Genomic DNA, 22,526 nt, shown 5'->3' on the forward strand with positions numbered 1-22,526 from the left:
CAACGTACATTATCCACAAGTACCTTATTCGAAGGTGTTTGAATTGTGTGCTACACAGGGACAAATAATAAGAGAAAAAAAGCATCTGAAAAGTATCTTCAGACGCCACACGGTTAAAATATCTAGTTAGGAGACAATTTTTTAGTATACTTCATACCCATTGCCTAGCTTTTAAGTTACGTAAACAATAGAAACGTTTACCAAATGGTTCCTATGTACCCTACTCATTTCGATGCTGGATACCATATATATTTAACGAGGTGTGTAGTCTTTGATGTTGTTTGAGTATTACATGTTTGGAAGCATTCACAGGAACTGAGATTCCATTTGAAAAATGGACAATGGACTTTCCTTTGCTCACCTCTTCCACATCGAAAGGGTGATTGAATATCCATACACAGTCGACATGCCTATAGGACATAGTTGGAAAAGCACCGAAAAGATTCGGCTCTATTAACAGTGGTGTCTTTACCGAATAATTCATCAACTTTTTTATGGCTTTTAATCGTCCCTCTAACGTGGATGCAAAACGATTGCACGCATCTTCCAGTAACTTCAATACACTCTCTTCGGAATAATAAGTTCCATGGGTCGTCACGATTCGCGTCTTTACCTTATCTGTAAAAACGGGCTCAAGCATTAATGTTTCGTTATCAACCAAATCAGAATTACCTTTATTATCTTTCACCACAATTCCCCCTTATATTGTCCCCTCTCTATAAGCCTATCCTATCAAATTACAATATAACTTACTAGTCTAAATATACTAAATATATTCAATATTTTAAAAATAATCCCTAAATCCTCCTTTTTAAGTTCCATTATTTAGAATTTGGTCCTATACAAAATACACAATTCCTGTCCAGGTGGTAAATTATAACTGAAAAAATACCGAGAAGTGAATATCGCCACTTTCTCGGCTTATAGACTTTTTAAAATTCTACTTCTCTAAACGCTCTCGCAATTTTGTAAGCATTCTTTCTCGCCTCTTTTTGATACCTGGTATTGTAATGCCGACTCTAGTCGCAGCCTGCTGCAGCGAGATTCCCTCCACAAAAATCCAAATCAAAAGCTCTCGCTCGTTTGAATGCAATGAGTCAATCGCTAATTCTAAATCCTCATGTTCTATGCTTGTGACAAGAGATTGTTCCAGTAAAAACGCCAACTTTTCATCCTCTACAAGGTCTGCATGCTCTTCCTGTCGTTTTTCTCTTTTTAATTCGTCCAGCATTCCACCGTAAATGGAACGATACGCATAAGCTGCAAAATCTCCCTTTTCCACATCGAACTTTACCCACGCTTTCCACAATGCAATTCTTCCTGCCTGTCTATAAAGCTCATGATTTTTGTATATGCTCAACTTTCGAATACAAGCGGAAATCATCGGCTCAAATTGTTCCAATACTTCTTCAAAATCCGTCAACGCTACGTTCCTTTTGAGTCATGCACGATTCGATTATTCCTAGGTAGCCTTAGAATAATAAACTCAAGAGGTGAACACCAATGAACCTTTACGAAGTACTAGCATATCAAACGTGACGTTATAGACGGTATAACTGAGAATATATGAAAAGAGTACTGTCGAAGCTTGTACAATTTGTAGAAGAGTTTAGAAAGTAATGCCAAAACATAAAAAGTGACTAGTGTTGCATTGTTGGGTGGTTATTTAAGAGTGCATATTGTATAAGAGGTGTAACACCTAGAGGATGGGAGTCAGGAACTTGGGATGATGTTCCGGGACTAGGTGGAAATCCGACAATAGCTAGAATTGGGTATAGTGACTTTAATAATGGACATGGCTCCAAAAATTTAGAATTGCATGAAATTGCCCATGCAATAGATATATATGTATTTGATGGAATTTCTAATTCAGATGAATTCAAGAAAATTTTAGAGAAAGAGATGTTAAGTTTAATGAGTTCTCATCCATATCCTAATTTCATTTATCACCTTTATCCTGAAGAATACTTTGCTGAGGCTTTTGCTTATTATTATTTGAACAATGAGAGAAAAGATGAATTAAAACAGAGAGCGCCACTTACTTATAGTTTCTTCCAAAAGTTAGAGAACTAAAAGGTCCCTGTGTAAGATACAATTCTGAATTGTATCTTACACAGGGACAGTAAAGTCTAAATTAGTACCCTGTAATCTGGAAACCTGCATTTACTTTCATGTTTAGACCATATGAGTTTTGGATGCCGTCGATGGAGTTGACTTTTAGTGTTCCTGTTAACACGCTGTCTTTTCCTTTTGACACGATAACAGTGGAACCTTTAGCTGGATCAATTGTTCCGAACTTAATTTGGAATCCATTGTTCACAGATGTGAATTTGGTATTGTCTTGGTTGTTTGTAAATTTAATTTTTGTTCCATCATTATCTTGTACGATAATTGACGCACTAGCTAAAGCTACTACTTGGTCTTGTACTAATAATAGACCATTTTTATTTTTTAAAGGTGCAATAGTAAATACTAGTGCTTCGTTGGATAGGTCTTCATCAGCTGTTGTTCCACTACTAACCGATAAAAGGTCGAATGTTCCTTCCACTACTTTTAATGTTTTTGCATCCGAACCAGGTTTAGTAGGAGCAGCTTTTCCAGCAACTTGTTGAACGAACGAAAAATCGCTTATTGCGTTTTGGTCCACGTTTGTCCGGAAGCTCCATGTTCCATTTGCGTTTACTCTAGTTTTTCCTATATACGAACTATTCTTATAGAAGATGATTTCATAGTCTGGTAGCGCCGTACCGTTCAAGTCAACTTTACTTCCATCCATACGGTATCCCGCTGTTCCAGATTTGTACGCAAATTTAGAATCGAGTACAAAGTCAATGAGGTAGAAATTCGATGTAATCTCAAATGACGAATTAGTTGTTGGATTGTACGACCCTGAAATTGTATCCTCCACGTCCAAAGCAGATTTGAATGAATCAAAGGCTACTGCAATTCCTTCATTTCGATAAACATCTCCTGAAGCCTTCATTATATATTTCATTCCATCTGCGGTGACAAAATAGTTATTGTTAATATCTACATAATAAATTTTCTTATTGGAGAATGAAGCGGCTTTTGCATGAGCATAGAAGTTCATTTTAGCTGATGATTTTGTTTCTATCACTTTTTTATTTTGCATTCTATTGAAGGTAATCACATTATCAATTGAAGCGACGTTTGCATCTTTTGCAGTAAAAGCAATCGTAACATTACCATTTTTTTCAGGTGCTACATTTATACTTTTTGCTCCAACAATGATATTCTCAATGCCATTAACCGAAACAACCTTAATACCTGCAGGAATATCAACTCGTACTGTATCCCTAGAAGGCTGTTTATTTGACTCTGTAAAATTAGCTACTAGAGAAAGTACTTCTGTTGTTTCTCTATGTTGTATCGTTTGATCGCCCATTTGAATTGGTACAATGCTAACTGGAACCGTGAAGCTCACAGAATTTCCTTTGAATTTCATCGTGTATTTAATACCAGGAATTTGCACAGAAGTAGTCAATGTTACAACTGTACCATCCTTGCTTAACACGGCTCTCGAGACTGACAAAGAATTATCAAATGTAAACTCAGAAAGCTGAATAGAAGAAACAGCTCTACTTAATTTTACCGTTACAGTTGTGCTATCCACTCGAGAAATAGAAACAAGTTGAACTGGCTGAGATGCATTTATTGCATCCAGACTATTTTTCAAGGAACTTTCCCAAATCAGTATATTAGAGTCCAAAATCATTTGGGCTTCTTTTATTAATTTGTCCGCTTCCATGTACTTTCCTAGCCGAAACTGTTCTGCCGCAGTCTTAACATGCATATGCACCGTTACATCATTTTTAAGATAATTAATAAGCTGTTCTGCTGGTCCTTTTACTACATTGCGTATCCTATCACGTGTGGATTGGCCGTACACGCGATCCAATAATATCGTTTGTTTACGGAATTCTGCCGTCATTGCGTGATATGCAGCTTCCACTCGTTCTAAATTATTCGAACCAACTGCTTCAGAAAGAGCTTTCGTTTTCGCCTCTATCTTCTCGCTCGCTGTAATGGCATCTAAATACCCTTGTGCACGTTGAAGTTGCCTTTTCGGTTCAATTAGTAATGCTGCATACTTCAATCTATTCGAGTTACTTGCTCCATTCAAAGCATCTTCAGCTTTAGCAATAGCCGTTTTTGCTGCATTAAATTGAGTCCAAGGTTGAGTTTTCCCATCTGCAGTTCCTTCAATAGAAATCGCCCATTTTAATACAGTACCTGCTTTTTGAGCATTTGTTACTAATGCTTCAATATTTACAGTAGCATCCGCTTGGTGACTTGGTGCTACTGCAACGAATGCAGACGTAGCTACAATTGAAGACACGAAAATTTTCATCGTTTTGGAATTCACTAAAATCTCTCCTTTTTTTCGAATATAGTTTAACTACATTCAAATAGTATAAAAATATGAACAACTTTTATTTATTTTGTAACTTATTACTATATGCATCTATTTAAATGGTTATTCTCCATGCAATCCCAGTATCCCTCTATATATAGATTAATTTTTTTGGATATTATACCAATTCATACCTAATAATCTTTGTATGTGAATGAAAAAGGTCCCTGTGTAAGATACAATTCTGAATTGTTTCTTACACAGGGACAGTACTACTGAATATCTACAATTTCCAATGCTGGTGGATCTACTGGAGTTGTCATAGGTGGATCCAATGGTGTAACGATGACAGGTTTGGGTGTGACAAGTGCTAACTTCGCTTTGGAAGGTGTTTCGTACTTAACTTTGTACGTGTTTTTTTGAACGAAGCTAGCTCCGCCTACACCGTATAATCCGCTATGTTGGCCTTTGTAGCTGTATACTCGGTACTCGTCACCTTTTTTAAGCATACGAACAGTCGATAATGACCCATCTGCTTCCATTTTCACTAATGGAGTGTCTCCTAAAATTGTTACTTTTCCAATTTGCCCAAGCTTAAGCTCTGTTTTCCCCCACATTACGGTCGTTGCTGCTAACGAGACTGATGATCCCGCGATAAAGAGTCCAAATATTAATAAAACAGAAAGTATTCTTTTCATGATTCTCTCCTCCATTTTTCTCAAATATTATTCTATTTGATATATTCTATTTATTATAGATTATATGTTACCGATTAAAAAGGTCCCTGTGTAAGATACAATTCAGAATTGTATCTTACACAGGGACAAACAAGTTTATGCAGCTACCGGAATTGCTCCAGCATCTGGCATGATAGATTCAAAACTTGGCACTGAAAGTTCAGGGCCAGGAACTACTGTCTCAAAAGCTGGAACAATAGATTTGAAGCCAGCTTCTTTAACATTGACGCTTATCGTAAGTTCGTGTTTACCGTAGTTAACAGTGATTGTTGTGTTACCCACTTTAAGGGCTCTTACTAATCCATTAGTAACGGAAACGACTTTCTTATCTCCTGGAGTATATTTTGCAGCAGTTGTCACATCTCTATAGGTTGTGTTTCCATCTGCTGTTTTTGTTGCTTCTTGAATCGTTAGGCGAACTTCTTTTCCAGCTTCTAACTCAAGTTGCATAGTGTCTGCTACTAGCGTTACTTCTGGTGCGGTAACCGTTACATTTACAGTTAGGTTCTTTCCACCATAGCTAACGTTGATCGTTGTAGTTCCTGCATTTTTTGCTCTCACTAAACCGTTCGTTACAGAAACTACGGAAGTATCTGCTGCTTTATACGTTGCGGATGTAGTGACATTTTTTTCGGTTGTTTTACCATCTACTGTTGTCGTTATTTCTTTAATAGTCAGTTGTGCTTCTTTTCCTGGTTCCAGATCAATTTGTGCAATGTCTGTAAACAGTGTCACTTCAGGCTTTGTAACCGTCACGTTTACCGTTACTTCATTTTTACCATATTTTGCAGTGATTGTTGTTACTCCTGAATCTTTTGCTCTCACTAAACCTTCCGTTACAGTAGCGATTGCTTTATTTGCCACTTTGTACGTAGCAGCAGTTGTTACATTTCTTTCCGTTGTTTTTCCATCAGCCGTTGTTGTTACTTCAGTAATTTTTAGTTGGGACTCTTTTCCTGATTCTAAATTAATATCTGGTTTGTTAACGTTAAGTGTCACTACTGGTTCTGTCACTGTGACATTTATTGTTAATTCATTTTTACCGTAATTAACGGTAATTGTTGTGTTTCCTATCCCTTTTGCTGTTACTAAACCGTTAGTTACTGTAGCTACTTTATTGTTTCCTGATTTATATGTTGCCAGACTTGTTACGTCAGACTGTTTCGTTTTTCCATCTGCTGAAGTGATTACTTCTTTAATAGTAAGTTGTGCTTCTTTTTTTGGTTCCAAATCAATTTGTGTTTTGTTTGCAATTAGTGTCACTACCGGCTCTGTAACCTTTACATTAATAGTCACTTCATTTTTACCATATTTGGCAGTGATCGTAGTATTCCCTGCATTTACTGCCGTTACTAAGCCATTGTTTACAGTAGCAACTTTATCGTTCGCTACTTTATACGTTGTAGCTTTTGTTACGTCTACCTTCTTTTCTTTTCCATCTGCATTTGTTGTTACTTCGATAATTTTCAGTTGAGCTTCTTTCCCAACTTCCAAATCAACTTCAGTTTTGTTTGCCGTTAATGTCACGCCTGGTTCTGTGACCGTCGCATTTACAGTTAGTTCATTTTTACCGTACTTAACTGTAATGATTGTAGTTCCTGCATTTTTAGCTGTTACCAAACCATTTTTCACAGAAACTACTTTATTGTCTGCTACTGAATATTTGGCAGCACTTGTTACGTCTGTCTTTTTCGTTTTTCCATCTGCTGTAGTGACTACTTCTGTTATTTTCAGTTGCGCTTCTTTTCCAGTTTGCAAATCAATTTGTGTTTTGTTTGCCGTTAAAGTTACCCCTGGTTCTGTAACCGTCACATTGACAGTTAGCTCATTTTTGCCGTATTTAACAGCGATTGCTGTGCTTCCTGCATTTTTTGCTATTACTAAACCTTCCTTTACGCTAGCCACTTTACTATCCGCAACTTTATACGTAGCAGCTTTTGTTACGTCTTTTCGTGTTGTTTTTCCATCTGCTGTAGTCGTAACTTCTGTTATTTTCAGTTGTGCTTCTTTTTTCGGTTCCAAATCAAGTTGTGTTTTGTTTGCCTCTAGAGTTACCCCTGGAACGATAACTACTGGATCTTTTACGGTCACATTTACAGTTACTTCATTGTTACCGTGAGAAATGGTAATCGTAGTAGAACCTTTTCCTACCGCAGTTACTAATCCATTTGCAACTTTTGCAACTTTTTCATCCGCTACTACATACTTAGCATCTGAAGTTACGTCTTTTTCTGTTGCATCCCCTTTAACCGGAGTAGATGTTTCTTTCACCGTAAGTTGAGATTTCTCGCCAGCTGTTAAGTCTAGCTTCGTTGGATTGACAGAAAGAGTTACTACCGCTTCCGCTTCTTTTTCATAAATTAATGCCTCGCCAACATTTCCTGCTGCATCATTAATAATTACTTTTACGGAATCTGTTTCAGCAGTTACAGGAAATGTAAAGCTACCGTCTTGCTTCAAATCGAACTTAACTGCCGCTTGTGCTACATCATTTACAGTAGCAATATACGAAGCTTTTAATTTGTCATTTAAATTATATTCTAAACCATATAAATATAATTCTTCATTGTAGTTGATATATTTGTCTGTTACTTTACCAGTCGCAACACCTTCCGTTACTGCACCAGTAATTACCGGTTTTGTAGTTTTAACAACAACTGGTCCTACATAATCGGATACTATTCCTGAAGCTGCAAGGCCAGTGAAGTCAATTGTGTAGAGACCATCTGGAATAGTTGTTGCAGGTGCAGTACCCCATGGTTTGTACTGTCCAGCAACGTTCAGCGTATAAGATCCTTTTGCAAGTGAATTTCCTGCGTGTAAATAACCGATGTAGCCATCACCATATTCGCCGCCTTCAGGATTCATGATATCCCAAAGCTCGATATAGTTTGTTGTTACATCACCAGTTAATGTGAATGACAGGAGAGCAGTATCTTTAACTCCATCACCGTTAAATGATAGATCTGTTTCTGTAATTTTAAAATTTTGTATTGCAGTTGCTACCACTCCACCGAAATCTGCTGCAAATGGCAAGGAAACTTCTGAAGTCTCACCGTTAATATTGATATATCCTAATATTTCAGAACCGTTTGGTGCAGTTGCTTTAGAAGCAGTCAATGTAACTTTTAATACCTGCTCACCTGCAAGATTGAATGTCGGTTTGTCTACCGTTACTTTTGCATCAGCAAATGTTTTTGTAACATTAACTGTTACGTCATATTTCCCACCTTTTTTAGCAATATCTTTTACTAAAATTTCTTTAGTTACGGATATATTACCTTCTTTAAGTGATTGCTTACCGAAAGTTACTGTGCCTTTTATATTTTCTACTACAGCTCCAGTACCATCTAATACTGCCGTATCTACTGCATATGCAAGAATTTCTGGATGTGCTGCAGCATACGCATTCACACGACCTGCACCCTGAGCGAATACATCATACTTCTTTGTATCTAAGATTTTAGCCGTATTGGAAAGGGCTACTTTAACGTCAAAAGCATTCCAATCTGGATTTGCTTGTTTTACAAGTGCCGCAATACCTGCGATATGTGGTGTTGCCATTGAAGTTCCTGTTTTACGATCATATGCTTCCCCGTACACAGCATCAGGAAAATCTGTTTTGTACATTGGAATTGTCGACATAATATTTGTTCCAGGTGCACTTACGTCTGGTTTAATATCAAAGTTTGGTGTAGAAGGTCCACGTGAACTTGAGTCATTTACTTCATCTCCAACAGTATTCGTGGAAGCAAATTTACCAAAGCTTACTTTACCTGTTCCTTTTGCTAATGCAGTACGGATTGCCTCTCCATCTGTTAAAGACATATCAAACGTTGGAATAAAGGCAAATGAGTCTCCAAGGAATGTGCCTGAAGCATTTGGTGTATTCGATCCAGCTGGAGAGTTATGAATAATCGTCGCAACTGCTCCACGGTCCTTTGCATTCGCAATTTTATCGACAAACGCGATACTTCCACGAGCAATCAATGCTACTTTCCCTTCAACGTCAATTCCTTCATAATCTTTTACTTCCCCAAGGCCAGGGACTGCCACTAGATCAAACTCACCTTGTAGTTGTGTAGCTAAATCTTTTCCAAAAGTTGTACCCATTAAGCCTAACTGTTTTGTTAAGTTATAATCTCCAACCGTAACTTTTACTTCTCCGTTGTGCATTGTTTCCGGATTCGTCGTGTTACCAACAGCGATACCTAAACGTGCAGTAGCGGGAGTTCCCATGGTTCCACGATTTGGACCTGAGTTACCCGTTGCAACAACTCCGATAGTACCAGCAATCATCGCGTTATTAATCGCAAATGAACCTGCATCTGTTTCCGAGTTTGCTCCTCCACCAAGTGAAAGATTGATAACATCCATTTTTTCTAATACAGCTGTTTCAATAGCTTTAACGATACCAGAAGTTGATCCACTTCCATACGCTCCAAGTACACGATAAGCATAAAGGTCTACTTTAGGTGCAATCCCTTTAATACCGTATTCGTTAGCTCCGATTGCTGCAATTGTGCCAGCAACATGCGTACCATGAGATGTATAGAATGAACTTCCAGTTGCATTAAATTCAGGTGTTCCCGCAGGACGTTCGGAAGGTAATGTTTCCGATGCATCGCTATCTGCGCGTGTTTTTGTATAAGTGGATGAATTTGGAATAAAGTTCTTTCCACCTTTGTAAATGCCTGCGAATTCTGGATGATCCTTATCAATTCCTGTATCCAGTACTGCTACTTTAACCCCTTGTCCTTCAATACCCTCGTCCCAAAGTTGTTTAATGCCTAAGAAGGAGATACTTGTATTCATCTTTGCATCTACTTTAGGATTTTTAATAATTGTAGAGGGTTTTGTTGGTTTCGTTTTTTGTGGTTCCTCCGATGCATAAACGATTGTGTCTGGTTCCACTAATGTTACTCCTTGAACAGTAAGTAGTTTTGGTATGTCACTCGCTTTAACCGTTGCTGCGAACCCATTCAACACTGTATCAAAGGTATAACCTTGTTTTATAGCAATATTTTTTGTAGTTAATTCCTTTTTTACGGATGTTTGTTGCGCTTTTACTTTTGCTCTCACGTTATTTTCTTGTGAGGTTGAGAATGCTCTTCCGTTTAATTCACTTATTCCTTTTTCAAGAGCAACTGGTTTTTCAGATAAATGAATGATTACTGCAACGTCTTGATTACCCGTTTGGTCTTGTAAGTCTTTGTGTAGTTTTGGCCCACCATCTAACAAATTTAATTGTTCTGCGATAGCTGATTTTAACTGCATTGTACTCTCGCTTGGCGTATTTTGCTTGAATGGCTTAACACTTGAGTTTGCAGATGCAGTCATAGCTGGACTAAGCATTGTTAAAATCATAGCTAGTACCATAAAGGCACTAAAAAATTTACTTAATACATTTTTCTTCAATATAATTCCCCCTTTTCCTAACGTAATTTACTTTACGTAACTATAAGCTTGGACCCTTACCGCTAATGCTTTTTTATAAAAACCGCTTCCTTCCTATGAAGATAATTAGAGTTACATATAAAGTAACTTGCACAATGTAATACTGTTTTTAATATATGTGCTAGTCCACGGTGATATGACATGTCCACAAAAAAGGTCCCTGTGTAAGATACAATTCTGAATTGTATCTTACACAGGGACCAGCTCAATCAAATTTGTAATTACCCTCGCTTGTGATTACCTTATATGGAGTAAGTTCCTCAACAGAACCATTTAAGGTCTTAACATACTCTAATCCGTCTGAAGTGAATTGGTACATTTCCGTTCCTGTTATGCGTGCACCTGTTTCAAAGAAAAGCTCCATCCAACCATCTTGGTTAATATCGAAAAAGTATAGAATTGGTGCGTTCTCTGCAGAAAGGGTTAGCTGCACTTTTTCATACGCCTCAAAATCTACTACTATCTCTACATTCTCATTTAAGTAACTATCACTTTCTTCTGGCCCGCCTTTAAAAGAAATTGTTTCTAAGACTCCATCATTATTTACATCGATTTCTTCCGCAATAAAAAAATCAAACATACTAGGTGCTTGTAATTTAGTAATATAGGAAGTTTCATTAGAGAAAGTCTCCACATTTGTTTTTACTGATTGATCTTCATCCAAATAATTAATGGACTCTACTTCACTGTTAAAAAACTTCCATTCTTCTTTTTGAGGTCTCAGAGTATGGGTGAATATGGACTCGTTATCACGGAAGTCTTCTCCTTCTACAAGAGTTGTTATTTGAGTTACACGGACTTTAACTTCTTGTTCTGAAATCGATAAAAATTCATAATTACTAAGTTCATATGCTAAATCAAAGTTTTCAAATATGTTACTTAGGATTTTTTGTGTTTCTGCAAAAGTTGTTTGCTCGGTATGTGTATACACCATAGACATATACTCATCCATATTCTCGTTTTCAAGAGCCCGTATATTTTCTTCCAGAACTTCAATAATTTCAAATTCAATATTATAATCGGACTCTGACTCTGTTGTTTTGTTAATAGATGGAACAAAGGTGAGAATAGTCATTACTACCAGTAAATAAACTACAAACAACGCAAGTGCTACAAAAACTCCTTTCCAACTGGTACCACCACGGAACTGAATTTCGTTCTTTAATAACTCCGGATCACTAGTATTACTTTTTGGCAGTTCACGAATACTTTTGAATGCATGAAGACGGTAAAAATTATTACCGGTAATTCCGAGTGTGCATGAAACAACAAACCCTATCACATTATTAAAATTGGTATCGTCTATTCCTAATACTGTAACGACTAGGTCCAATAATATAAAAATTCCAAGAATCGAGAAAATTGGCTTATACATTTTTCTATAACCTAACCAAAAAAATGAAAAGAAAAAGGCTGCCCAGTTCCACGAATTCAAACCTTTTGACCATTTACGTATGTAATAATGTTGCTTTTTTTCACCTATAAATAATCTAAGCACTTGATTATCCATGTCAGTTTTTTTTCTATTTCTACTCTTGTTAGAAGTGGATTCTATGTCATCTTTTTTTACAGCTATCTCTTTTCCACATATTGAGCAGAACTTTGATACATCATCCATTCTAGAACCACATGAAGCACAGAACAGTTATATTCCTCCTATAATTCTTTTACCTCTCCTATATGTTATGCTTTTGCATTTTCTGTATTCCATTAAAGAATTGTTTGCTACACAGGGACCAGGAAATCTATGGTAAAATATACTAGATAAGTATAAAAAATTAAACGAATGGAGAATGAATAAATGAAACCTAACAGAATAATGGCTGCATTCTTAACTTGCTTAATGTTTCTAGGCTTTTCATATGAAGATGCATCCGCTGAGTCAACATGGACATCAAAGTGTTCATCCTATGGTGAGATTAAGCCAAATCAAAACCTCACTTTTCAGCATATAAACTGCTTACTGACGAATGCGGCTTTAGAATCAAATATCCCACCGGAAGTTGTAAAAGCTGTCGCTTCAACGGAAAATGGACGTTGGAAACAATTTGATGAGAATGGTCAACCTATAATCTCAGAAGATAATGGGATCGGTCTTATGCAAATTACCAATCAATCAAACTATAATCAAGAGAAATTAAAATACGATATTAACTACAATATTCAAGCAGGCGTCGAAATCCTTAGCAAAATGTATCAGCGTGCAGATCTACCTAAAATAACAGGTGCAGGACGAGAAGTAATTGAAAATTGGTACTTTCCCGTCATGGCATATAACGGGACAAAGCCTGTTAATAGCCCTCTTTATCAGTCCAGTGGCTTGAAGAATTTAGAGGCTTATCAAGAAAAAGTTTTTGCTTTGGTTGAAAAAGATAGTTACTTAAACAGTACAAAATTAGGGCAGTTCCCTTTCAATACAGCTGACTTTGAATATGACCCTAACAACACTGGAAATATTGGATTCAAAAAGAAGGAATATTCATTAACCGATCAGGTGAACGCCTCTGTCTATCAATTTCAAAAAGGGGACAAAGTATTAGTAACAGCTGACAATGTAAAGTTAAGGTTACAGCCCGGAACTTCTTCCATTCAAAAAACCTTAGCAAAAAATACTACCTTAATTATTGAAGGACAATTCTTATTTGACCAGTCTTTGACAAGTGTAAACCAGTTTGTATGGTACCCAGTTAAAACAGAGGATCAAAAGTTTGTAGGTTATATTTCATCGGCTTACATGAAGAAAAAGCCAGCACCCCCTGTAAAAGTTATGTGGGGAAAAACAGAACTTAAAGTAGGTCAAATAGGCAAAGTTACGATTCTATCTAACACAAACTTGGTTAAAATGGAGAGCAACGGTTCATTGACTACAGTTAGACCTTTGAAAAAAGGCGATGAATACCGAGTTTATAGCTATAAGAGCAATCACGGCGGCTTATATGGCGTCGGTGGTGGAAGCTACGTTCAAAAGTCCACTAAAATAAAATACGAAACACCTTCCAAAAGCAAATTAGCGTTGCTAAAATAAAATTGGTCCCTGTGTAAGATACAATTCAGAATTGTATCTTACACAGGGACCAAAAAACAACCCCGCTCCTCTTTGAAAATCAGAGGTGTGGGGTTGTCATTTTGTTTGCTACAAAAGGTTACTTTAGATCTGTGCAGTTAATTGGATATTCCAATTTGTCCAGTCAGGATTTTCTTTAGTTAACACTGCTTTAGGGAAGTGCAAACTTATAGGTCTTGCATGCACCGGTTTAATGGTGAATTGCTCTAATGGGAAGCCAAGTTGAGCAACTAATTCGTTATTAGCATCTAATAATTGTAGAGGTAGATTACTAATAGTTGTCTCTTCTTCAAAAGCATTGCGGATTAGCACGAATACATTTACTCCATTTTCATCTTCTGAAAGATTAAACGCAGAAACAGAGATTTCATTTTGCTTTGTCGGCTCCATAGAAGCAAGTGTGTTTTCTAGTGATGCAGTTTGTTCCTCCGTTAAACCATTTGACCAGTTTTCATCTAATTGTAGTGAAAACTCTGAAACAGTTGGCTCTGGAATATCAAATAACACTTCAAATTCCATTTTACTTTGGATCTCTTCCTCAGGTACCAAGAAAGTTTCTGCTCCGAATTCGAACATCCAAGGTCTTGCACGTAGCGTGTTTAATACTCCAAAATACTCCATATTAAAGTCTTTACGAGCAAGTTCTTTCCCTTCAGAATCACGAACTACTAATCTGATATCTTGTAAATTTAAGTGCTTCTCTAGTGAATGACGAATAATTGCAGTCATTATAAATCCTTCACCTGTTTTGTGTATTTGCACACCGTGAATATTGATTTGGTTTGGATCTAATCCCTTTAATTTGTTGTGATAGTATTGAAAGATATATCTTTCTTGTTGATCCATCTCCCAATGTTCACTAAACTCCAACAAAGTTTTTAATCTATTATTTAATTTCGGTTGATTCGCTTTTTTCGGTTTAATCAAATAAAACATTCCTTTCAAAAATAAAACTTATCTATATTATACCATAAGGAATACTATGTACCATCTTCTCATGAAATTCTAATAAAGAGAATTGTTGCTAATTAATAGATTGTGATGATTTAAAAGAAGTATAATAAGCATAAAAAAATAGGGATATTTAGTTACTTATACTATATACCTCTCATGGAATATCTATGTTTAGTTAACCAAATTATACCAATAGATTGTAGTTGTAAAATACAAGTGTATAAAACTTAGGATATATTATTTCCATTTATTACATGCCATGCTATTAGCAATAATTTTGGTAATCGTTTACCTACCACCGGAATACCTTGCTGCCTTACTTCCGGTGCAGAGTTTAGAAGGGAAAACAGAAGAGAAAAAAGTAGAGAAAACCGTACATAAACCGGAAAAAAGTCTAGAGAAGGAATTAAATTCTGCTGTTATCGATAACGATGAGCTTGTTCTAGAAGAAGTAACGCTTATTGCGGAAGAAACAATAAAAGTGACCGTAAAAAAGGTCCCTGTGTAAGATACAATTCAGAATTGTATCTTACACAGGGACAGAATCATTTAAAGTCTTCTCTAAATTCATGATCATACATATGGCAATTCACAAACCTGCCGGGGATTACTTCTATTTCACGGGGGTTTACACTTTCACATACATTTTTTCTAAACTTGCACCGCGTGTGAAAGGCACATCCAGTTGGTGGATTGGATGCACTTGGAACATCACCTGTTAAAATAATTCGGTTCTTCTTTATATCCGGATCGAGTGAAGGAACAGCGGACATTAGCGCCTGGGTATAAGGATGAAGTGGATTTTGGAATAACTGTTTCTTATCGGACAACTCTACGATTTTGCCTAAATACATAACTCCTATTCGATCACTTACATGTCTTACAACACTCAAGTCATGTGCAATGAAAATATAAGTTAATCCCAACGTTTCTTTTAAATCTTGGAATAAATTTAAAACTTGTGCTTGTACAGATACATCTAAAGCGGATACTGGTTCATCTGCAATTATTAATGCGGGGTTTACTGCTATAGCCCTTGCTATTCCAATTCGCTGCCTTTGTCCCCCACTAAACTCATGCGGATAGCGACCAATATGGGTAGGACTCAAGCCTACCTTCAATAATAAATTCTCGACCTTCTTTTTTCTTTCTTTAGCACTTTTTCCTAGTTGATGTGTTGAAAGTGCTTCTCCTAGAATAGCTCCTACAGTCATTTTAGGATTGAGCGAAGCGTAGGGGTCTTGAAAAACAATTTGCATTTTGCTTCGTAGTTTTCTTAAATCTGTTTGATTTAAGGTTGTGACTTCAATGCCTTCGAACATAATCGAACCCTCAGTTGGCTCAATTAAGCGAAGAATACTTCTTCCCATTGTTGATTTCCCACATCCGCTTTCCCCAACTATTCCAAGCGTTTCTCCTTTATTCACATGAAAGCTAATGCCGTCAACTGCCTTTATAAAATGGGTTCCGTTATTAAATAGTTTCTTCTTTATAGGGAAATGTGTTTTTAAATTCTTCACACTTAGCAATGGCTGATTCATACAATTCCCCCTTGCTCGTCATACAACCAGCATCTAACATATTGAGATTCAAGCTTAAATAGAGGTGGGTTTTCCTCGTGACATTTTACATGAGCATGTTGGCAGCGGGCTCGAAACGGACATCCCGATTTAATCACCCCTAGATTTGGTACGTTACCGTCAATGGGAGTTAATCTGGACTCATTTTCACTGTCGATATTCGGAACGGAATTTAACAAACCAATCGTATAAGGATGCTTTGGTTGCTTAAAAAGAGTTCGTACATCTGCTTGCTCCACAATTTGCCCATAATACATGACAATCACTCTATCAGCCATCTCTGAAATTACACCTAAATCATGGGTTATTAATAAGATTGCAGTATTATATTCCTCCTGCAATGTATTCATTAAATCCAATATTTGGGCCTGTATAGTTACATCAAGTGCCGTGGTTGGTTCGTCGGCAATAAGCAACTTGGGATTACAAGCCATAGCCATTGCTATCATAACTCTCTGTCTCATTCCACCGGATAACTGATGTGGATACTCATTCACTATACTTTCTGCACGAGGAATTCCAACCTTTTTCAGTATTTCAATCGTTTTGTCCATACTATTTGTTTTATTTGCAAATCTGTGCAAATGAAGGACTTCTCCAATTTGCTTCCCAATTTTGTGTACCGGATTTAAGGAAGTCATAGGCTCTTGGAAGATCATTGATATCTTATTTCCACGAATAGATTGCATCTTTTTCTCCGTAAATAAGTTAATATCCTCCCCTTCAAATACGGTTTTTCCTTCTGTAAAACTTGAATTCTTCTCGATTAGTCTCATGATAGAAAGAGCTGTGACACTCTTCCCACAACCCGACTCACCAACTAACCCTACTGTCTCCCCCTCATTAATATGAAAAGACAGATCCTTAACTGCTGAGATTGTACCCGCTTCATCATCTTTAAAGGAAATTTGGAAATTCTCGACTTTTAATAATTCAATTGTCATTGATCTACCTCCTCATATACAGTGGATGCAACCAGTACGTTTATTCTGCCTTCATAAAATGTTGGTAGGCTATTTCAGCGATTCGAGCAATTGGTTCATCGCCCTTATACTCCAATGAGTTGCCAATGGAATAAACAGTAATGACAAATTCCCCTTTATTGTCAGGTAGATATACGATGCCAGTATCATTGAACATTGTTCCAAGACTACCTGTTTTATTTGCCACTTTTTTATTTCTCGGCAATAAGCCTCCGATACGCTGCTGAAAATGCTGTTTAAATAGAATTTCACGAATTTCACTTGAACATTTTTCCGACACAAAATCTCCTAAAGCAATTTTTTCTAGTAATAGGCTCATATCTTTAGCAGAACTTACATTGTTTTCTGTACTTTCTTGAAAAACGATACTATTCCAATCATACTTACCATCTATCAGTCGTTCAATAATTTCATCGAAGAGTTTTAAACTATACGGCTGAGCGGGTATACCCGCACTTAAACTGAGAAGTTCCCAAATAGTATGTTTTGTGTATATGTTATTTAAGCCAAGTTGATGCATCTTTTCTTCCACTTGATGCGTTCCACCAAGTATACTAAGCACCTTATCGGTAGCTAAATTATCACTTACAATAATCATCATTGTAGCTAAATCTTTAATTGTTGGCTCTATTCCATATTGCATTTCTTGGAATACACCTGAGCCCGGTACATAGTCTTCCTCTACTAACTTTATCCGTTCATGCAAGTCTATTTCACCTTTATAAACTTTTTCATATAAAGTAACTAAAATAGGAACCTTTACGACACTGGCCATTTGGAAAAGTTGATGCTCTTTGATATTTACTTCCTCTTTCGTTTCTAAATGTTTAATATATATGCCAAATGTAGCATCTATGTTATCAATATATGACTCTATTTTCTGTTGTAAATTCATCCGAAAACTCTCCTATGCTTAGTTTGATTTGGGATCTAAGGCGTCCCTTAATCCATCACCCAATAAATTAAACCCTAAGACTACCAACATAATGGCAAGTCCCGGAAACAGTGTCATCCACCACGCTTGGCTTAAGAATGACTTCCCTACATAGACAAGTGCACCCCATTCGGGATTTGGAGGTTGTGCACCTAATCCTAGAAAACTAAGGGCGGCAGCAGATAATATGGAACCACCAAATTCTAAAGTTGCTAATATAATAATTGGGGAAATGACGTTAGGTAAAATATGTTTGCCTATTATCCGCCAATTTTTCACCCCTAGTGCTCTCGCTGCTTCTACATACTCTGTTTCACGGATAGACAGGACAGAGCCTCTTACTACGCGAACAAATGATGGAACCGCAGAAATAGCTACTGCTATCATTGCATTTGTTAAACCAACTCCTAGTACAGCAACTATAGCTATTGCCATTAGTAAGGAAGGAAACGTCATTAGAATGTCTATAAACTGCATGATGTATATATCAAGTTTGCGGTAATATCCAGCAATTACCCCTAAAGTTACCCCAATCGTACCCGAAATAGTAACCGCAAATAGTCCCATAAGTAATGAAACTCTGCCTCCATAAAGCATTCGAGTCCAAATGTCTCTTCCGAATTCATCCGTGCCTAACCAATGCTCTAAGCTTGGCCCTTGCAAACTATCATCAAAATTCATTTCGTTTACCGGGTATGGTGCAATAATTGGTGCTAATGCCGAAGTTATTATGAAAAATAGTAGTATTACTGAACCAATTATTGCCCCTTTATTTTTCATTATTTTATTTAAAAAATTGTTCAAAAATGAGTTTTTACTTAGTTTAATATCTAGTGGATCAGGATCAACAAATAATAGATTATTATTTTTTTCAATCGACTTCAGCATACTCTCTCCTCTCAAACGACCACAATACAGTAAATCTTGGTTGGTTATTCGTATTGAATACGAGGATCTAATTTTGTATATAAGAGATCTACCACAAAGTTTACAATTATGATCATCGCAGCCATAAATAGTAGCAAGCCTTGAACCGTTGGAATGTCTCTAGTAGAAATAGCAGATACAATTAAACTACCAAGCCCTGGAAGTGCAAAAACTGTCTCTGTAACAACTGCACCCGCCATTAAGTAACCAAATTGCATTCCGATTAAAGTTACAACAGGGATTAAAGCATTTTGTAAACTATGTCTAAAAATTAAACGATATACCCCTGCTCCTTTTGCTTTTGCGGTTCGGATATAATCCTGTTTAATAACATCTAGCATACTGGATCTAGTCATCCTTGCTATACTACCTGCCGTACCTAACCCTAAAGTAATGGAAGGAAGGACGAGTGAGTAAAGTCCATTGTAACCTGAAATCGGGAAAATACTTAGTTGATACGAAAATAGAAGTATTAAGAACAAAGCAATCCAAAAGCCAGGAGCGGAAATCCCAACTAAAGCAAGAAGCATTGCAAGCTGATCGTAAATAGTATTTTTTTTAACTGCAGCTATGACACCTATAACAATTCCTGTTATGGATCCAAAAATCATGCTAAAAAATGCTAATTGTGCTGTAATGGGAATTCGATTTAAAATCTCTTCTACTACTGTATAACCTGTAATATAAGAAATACCAAGATCTCCTTGAATGGCATTCAACATATAGGAAAAATATTGGACGGGAATAGAACGGTCTAATCCTAATCTAATTTCTAACTCCCTAATGGATTCCTCTGTAGCAAAATCTCCTAATATATGATTGATAGGATTTCCAGGTATTAAATGAATAATCATGAAGACTAGCACGGAGACTCCAAGTATAGTTATAATCATTGTGAATATTCTTTTGACTAAATAGGATGACAAGTAAACGCCCCCATTCCATGTGAATCCTTATCTAAATCCTTATTCCTTTACTTTCACACTAGTCCACTCTATTGAACCTTCAATTGGATGTATTTCAAAGCTCTCGAAATTACGGATGGCAGTAATATTTTCCTTCACATATAGTGGCACAAACGGAGACTCTTCCACTAACATTTCTTGTGCTTTTTCATATAGCTTTAAACGAGCTTCTTGATCCATCTCAATCGCTCCTTTTTCCAAAATGCTATATATTTTTTCGTTTTCATAGTGTAATCTTTTCGATTTATCTTTACCGAAAAGTAAGAAATTCAATACATCTGCATCGGGCCAACCGAAGCTCCAAAGTAGCATTTCATGTGCTCCATTAGGTGTTTGTTCGATGATCGTTGCAGCCTCTTTCACAGAGATAGTTATTTTGATACCTATTTCCATCAACTGACTTTGTATTACTTGAGCGGCTCTTTGATTGGCTGGGTCATCATCAACCCATAAGTCTACTGAAAATTCCTTGCCATCTTTCACCACAACTCCATCTTTATTTGTTTCGTTCCATCCCGCTTCAGACAAAAGCTTTTTCGCAGCATCCGTATCCCTCGTATATTTGTTGGTAGCCATTTTTTCTATTTTTTCACTGTAACCAAATGCCGCTTTTGGTAACGGGCCAAATACCGCTTGTGCCTCACCATTTAATGTATTGTCAATAATGGAATCTCGATCAATCGCGAGTGCAATTGCTTGCCTTACATTCACATCTTGGAAAATAGGAAGCTTATTATTCCAACCCAAGTAACTTAAAACGTCTCCAGGAACTCGTTTGATCGTTACTTCCGAATCTTTTTCAAGATCTTCAATATATTGATAAGGAACATTTAACAAAACATCCACATTTCCTTTTTTGAATTCTAAAATTCTTGTCTCTTCATCCGGAATAAATCTAAATTTCACGCTATCAAACCCAGGCTCTTGACCTTTCCAATCAAAATCCTTATAAGGCTCATAAACTATTGAATCCCCTCTATTAATCTCTATTAGCTTCAGCGGACCTGATCCACTAGGATTTTTCTCAAATCCATCCCCTTTGTCATTCAAGACGGAAACATCCAGGGGTGCTAAGAAAGGAGTTGTTGCATTGATGAAAAATGGTGCAAATTGATTTATCCATTTTATTTTAAAAGAGTATTCACTTAAAACCTCTATGCTTTCTATTTCACCAGCATTCGTACTAAAAGGAGAAGATGCTACTAATCTTTCAAAAGAAAGCTTAACAGCTTCTGCATTTAACGGTTTTCCCGAATGGAATACTGCATCTTTCTTTAGATTGAAAATAACTTCCTTCCCATCACCTACCACTTCGTAATCTGTAATTAGATTCGGAATAATGTTGCCGTCATTATCTAGTTTTAATAACGTATCGTACAAAGGAGTATTTGCTTCCCCCGTGGATGAAGTTCTATGAATATCTACAGAGTCTGGCTCAGAAACTAAACCAACAACGACTTCTCGATTACTTCCCTCTTTAGAATTGCTATCAGATTTCCCCCACCAATTACACCCCGATAAAACTAACGCGAGAATAAGTAACATCGTAAAAAATACAAATGACCTTCTCTTCATGAATTCATGACCCCCGTCTATTTTATTAGTTCCCTAGATTAACACCATCTAAATACAATCTTACAAGACCAGCTTGTACAAGATTAAATTTTGAATTACAAACAATATATTCGTAATTCTAGAAAGTTATGTACTTTTATATAGCTAAATTTTTTCACTTCAGCAAAAAAGACTAAAAAAGGTCCCTGTGTAAGATACAATTCTGAATTGTATCTTACACAGGGACAAAGCCCGGCTAATCGTATTTAAACACGTGAAAATCACCGTTCGCTGCAACGTATAGCTGAACATTATATAGATTTTCTTTTCCATCAACTGTTATTTTCACTCGATGAGATGTAATGTTATTTATACTTCCCATATCAGTTCCACTTGCAATGAATTTTATTGTTCCTTGTCCACTTATAATATTAGTGACTTCAGAAGTAATTGTTACTCCATCAACTTCAATTTCTTTTTCCCATTTATTAGCTCTATATGCCATAAACTCGACTTGAATGTCTTCACTTGTATTAATAGTTTGCTGTTTTATTATTAAGCTTTGGTTAGTAATATTATTTTCCATTTCAATAGTGAAAGTATTCCATGAAAAATGCCCAGAGTTATAATCATTCAGCTCAAAATGCATTGTACCACCGAATGAATATGTTATGTTTTCTTCTGCAGAATGCATAATAATCTTATATCTATCTGGAATACCTTCTACTTGAGATATGGTAATTCTTTATGAATTTCCACCGATTTCCACATTTCCTTTCAAATCATTTAAGTTAGTATTGCCTCTTTCCCCTAACCTTTTCTGCTTGGTTACCCCCAACTAGAATAGTTATAAATGTCAACACAAATATGTACATTTCCGCTTGCGTAAGTATGTACAAAATTACTCGTTTTCCTTCGTTAAATGATTCTTCAATCTATAAGAATCTCCTACAATTGAAACGACGGTTGCGTGATGTAAAACTCGGTCTAATATTG

18 protein-coding genes are annotated in these 22,526 nt (G+C 36.5%); 3 read left to right on the forward strand and 15 right to left on the reverse strand.

Going from position 1 to position 22,526, the window contains the following annotated elements; genetic code table 11:
- Positions 1–220 precede the first annotated feature (220 nt).
- Positions 221–688 (reverse strand): competence protein ComK, encoded by a 468-nt coding sequence (locus LDK52_RS14835; protein ID WP_277586726.1) that lies wholly within the window; start codon positions 686–688, stop codon positions 221–223.
- Between the two features lie 252 nt (positions 689–940).
- Positions 941–1,423, reverse strand: coding sequence for a sigma-70 family RNA polymerase sigma factor (locus LDK52_RS14840; protein ID WP_277586727.1), 483 nt, complete (start codon positions 1,421–1,423; stop codon positions 941–943).
- Positions 1,424–1,683: 260 nt separating this feature from the next.
- On the opposite strand from LDK52_RS14840, the gene LDK52_RS14845 reads away from it, so the two are divergent.
- Entirely contained in the window at positions 1,684–2,073 is a 390-nt protein-coding gene (locus tag LDK52_RS14845; protein WP_407081821.1) for an anthrax toxin lethal factor-related metalloendopeptidase, read from the forward strand.
- A gap of 61 nt (positions 2,074–2,134) precedes the next feature.
- On the opposite strand, the gene LDK52_RS14850 is transcribed toward LDK52_RS14845, so the two are convergent.
- From LDK52_RS14850 to LDK52_RS14865, 4 genes are all read right to left on the reverse strand, one after another.
- The gene (locus LDK52_RS14850; RefSeq protein ID WP_277586729.1) at positions 2,135–4,387 is read right to left on the reverse strand and encodes a hypothetical protein; all 2,253 of its coding nucleotides are present in this window, start codon (positions 4,385–4,387) and stop codon (positions 2,135–2,137) included.
- A 260-nt stretch (positions 4,388–4,647) separates the two neighbouring features.
- A complete protein-coding gene (locus tag LDK52_RS14855; RefSeq protein ID WP_277586730.1) occupies positions 4,648–5,073 on the reverse strand; it encodes a hypothetical protein in 426 nt (141 codons plus the stop codon).
- A gap of 135 nt (positions 5,074–5,208) precedes the next feature.
- Positions 5,209–10,530 (reverse strand): S8 family serine peptidase, encoded by a 5,322-nt coding sequence (locus LDK52_RS14860; RefSeq protein WP_277586731.1) that lies wholly within the window; start codon positions 10,528–10,530, stop codon positions 5,209–5,211.
- 244 nt (positions 10,531–10,774) lie between these two features.
- Positions 10,775–12,187, reverse strand: a complete 1,413-nt coding sequence (locus LDK52_RS14865; RefSeq protein WP_277586732.1) for a DUF2628 domain-containing protein — start codon at positions 12,185–12,187, stop codon at positions 10,775–10,777.
- Positions 12,188–12,370: 183 nt separating this feature from the next.
- Between LDK52_RS14865 and LDK52_RS14870 the strand changes: the two genes are divergently transcribed.
- Complete coding sequence (locus LDK52_RS14870) at positions 12,371–13,594, forward strand: transglycosylase SLT domain-containing protein (RefSeq protein WP_277586733.1); 1,224 nt, start codon at positions 12,371–12,373, stop codon at positions 13,592–13,594.
- Positions 13,595–13,717: 123 nt separating this feature from the next.
- Here LDK52_RS14870 and LDK52_RS14875 read toward each other — a convergent pair whose 3' ends face one another.
- A complete protein-coding gene (locus LDK52_RS14875; RefSeq protein ID WP_277586734.1) occupies positions 13,718–14,560 on the reverse strand; it encodes an SLAP domain-containing protein in 843 nt (280 codons plus the stop codon).
- 304 nt (positions 14,561–14,864) lie between these two features.
- Between LDK52_RS14875 and LDK52_RS14880 the strand changes: the two genes are divergently transcribed.
- Positions 14,865–15,095: a hypothetical protein gene (locus LDK52_RS14880; protein ID WP_277586735.1), complete on the forward strand. Its 231-nt coding sequence runs from the start codon at positions 14,865–14,867 to the stop codon at positions 15,093–15,095.
- A gap of 37 nt (positions 15,096–15,132) precedes the next feature.
- Here the strand turns inward: LDK52_RS14880 and LDK52_RS14885 are convergent, their stop codons facing one another.
- The 8 genes from LDK52_RS14885 to LDK52_RS14920 form a co-directional block, all read right to left on the reverse strand.
- Entirely contained in the window at positions 15,133–16,128 is a 996-nt protein-coding gene (locus LDK52_RS14885) for an ABC transporter ATP-binding protein (RefSeq protein ID WP_277586736.1), read from the reverse strand.
- Entirely contained in the window at positions 16,125–17,111 is a 987-nt protein-coding gene (locus LDK52_RS14890; RefSeq protein WP_277586737.1) for an ABC transporter ATP-binding protein, read from the reverse strand. Before LDK52_RS14890 ends, LDK52_RS14885 begins: the two co-directional genes overlap by 4 nt.
- A 40-nt stretch (positions 17,112–17,151) precedes the next feature.
- A complete protein-coding gene (locus LDK52_RS14895) occupies positions 17,152–18,045 on the reverse strand; it encodes a serine hydrolase (protein ID WP_277586738.1) in 894 nt (297 codons plus the stop codon).
- A gap of 18 nt (positions 18,046–18,063) precedes the next feature.
- The gene (locus LDK52_RS14900) at positions 18,064–18,972 is read right to left on the reverse strand and encodes an ABC transporter permease (RefSeq protein ID WP_277586739.1); all 909 of its coding nucleotides are present in this window, start codon (positions 18,970–18,972) and stop codon (positions 18,064–18,066) included.
- A 44-nt stretch (positions 18,973–19,016) separates the two neighbouring features.
- Entirely contained in the window at positions 19,017–19,937 is a 921-nt protein-coding gene (locus tag LDK52_RS14905; RefSeq protein WP_277586740.1) for an ABC transporter permease, read from the reverse strand.
- Between the two features lie 39 nt (positions 19,938–19,976).
- Positions 19,977–21,551, reverse strand: a complete 1,575-nt coding sequence (locus LDK52_RS14910; protein WP_277586741.1) for an ABC transporter substrate-binding protein — start codon at positions 21,549–21,551, stop codon at positions 19,977–19,979.
- 235 nt (positions 21,552–21,786) lie between these two features.
- Positions 21,787–22,224 (reverse strand): hypothetical protein, encoded by a 438-nt coding sequence (locus LDK52_RS14915; RefSeq protein WP_277586742.1) that lies wholly within the window; start codon positions 22,222–22,224, stop codon positions 21,787–21,789.
- A gap of 207 nt (positions 22,225–22,431) precedes the next feature.
- Positions 22,432–22,526 (reverse strand): ATP-binding protein (locus LDK52_RS14920; RefSeq protein WP_277586213.1); only part of this gene is annotated, 95 nt, incomplete at its 5' end.

Origin of the sequence: Psychrobacillus antarcticus, from assembly GCF_029533155.1 — a bacterium.
Lineage (GTDB): Bacteria > Bacillota > Bacilli > Bacillales_A > Planococcaceae > Psychrobacillus > Psychrobacillus antarcticus.

What these genes read in the sequence shown, in the direction of transcription:
- LDK52_RS14900 (WP_277586739.1), bottom strand. Translation starts at nt 18,972, where the DNA reads ATGCTGAAGTCGATTGAAAAAAATAATAATCTATTATTTGTTGATCCT.
- LDK52_RS14910 (WP_277586741.1), bottom strand. Translation starts at nt 21,551, where the DNA reads ATGAAGAGAAGGTCATTTGTATTTTTTACGATGTTACTTATTCTCGCG.
- LDK52_RS14865 (WP_277586732.1), bottom strand. Translation starts at nt 12,187, where the DNA reads ATGGATGATGTATCAAAGTTCTGCTCAATATGTGGAAAAGAGATAGCT.
- LDK52_RS14890 (WP_277586737.1), bottom strand. Translation starts at nt 17,111, where the DNA reads ATGACAATTGAATTATTAAAAGTCGAGAATTTCCAAATTTCCTTTAAA.
- LDK52_RS14870 (WP_277586733.1), top strand. Translation starts at nt 12,371, where the DNA reads ATGAAACCTAACAGAATAATGGCTGCATTCTTAACTTGCTTAATGTTT.
- LDK52_RS14895 (WP_277586738.1), bottom strand. Translation starts at nt 18,045, where the DNA reads ATGAATTTACAACAGAAAATAGAGTCATATATTGATAACATAGATGCT.
- LDK52_RS14885 (WP_277586736.1), bottom strand. Translation starts at nt 16,128, where the DNA reads ATGAATCAGCCATTGCTAAGTGTGAAGAATTTAAAAACACATTTCCCT.
- LDK52_RS14915 (WP_277586742.1), bottom strand. Translation starts at nt 22,224, where the DNA reads ATGCATTCTGCAGAAGAAAACATAACATATTCATTCGGTGGTACAATG.
- LDK52_RS14855 (WP_277586730.1), bottom strand. Translation starts at nt 5,073, where the DNA reads ATGAAAAGAATACTTTCTGTTTTATTAATATTTGGACTCTTTATCGCG.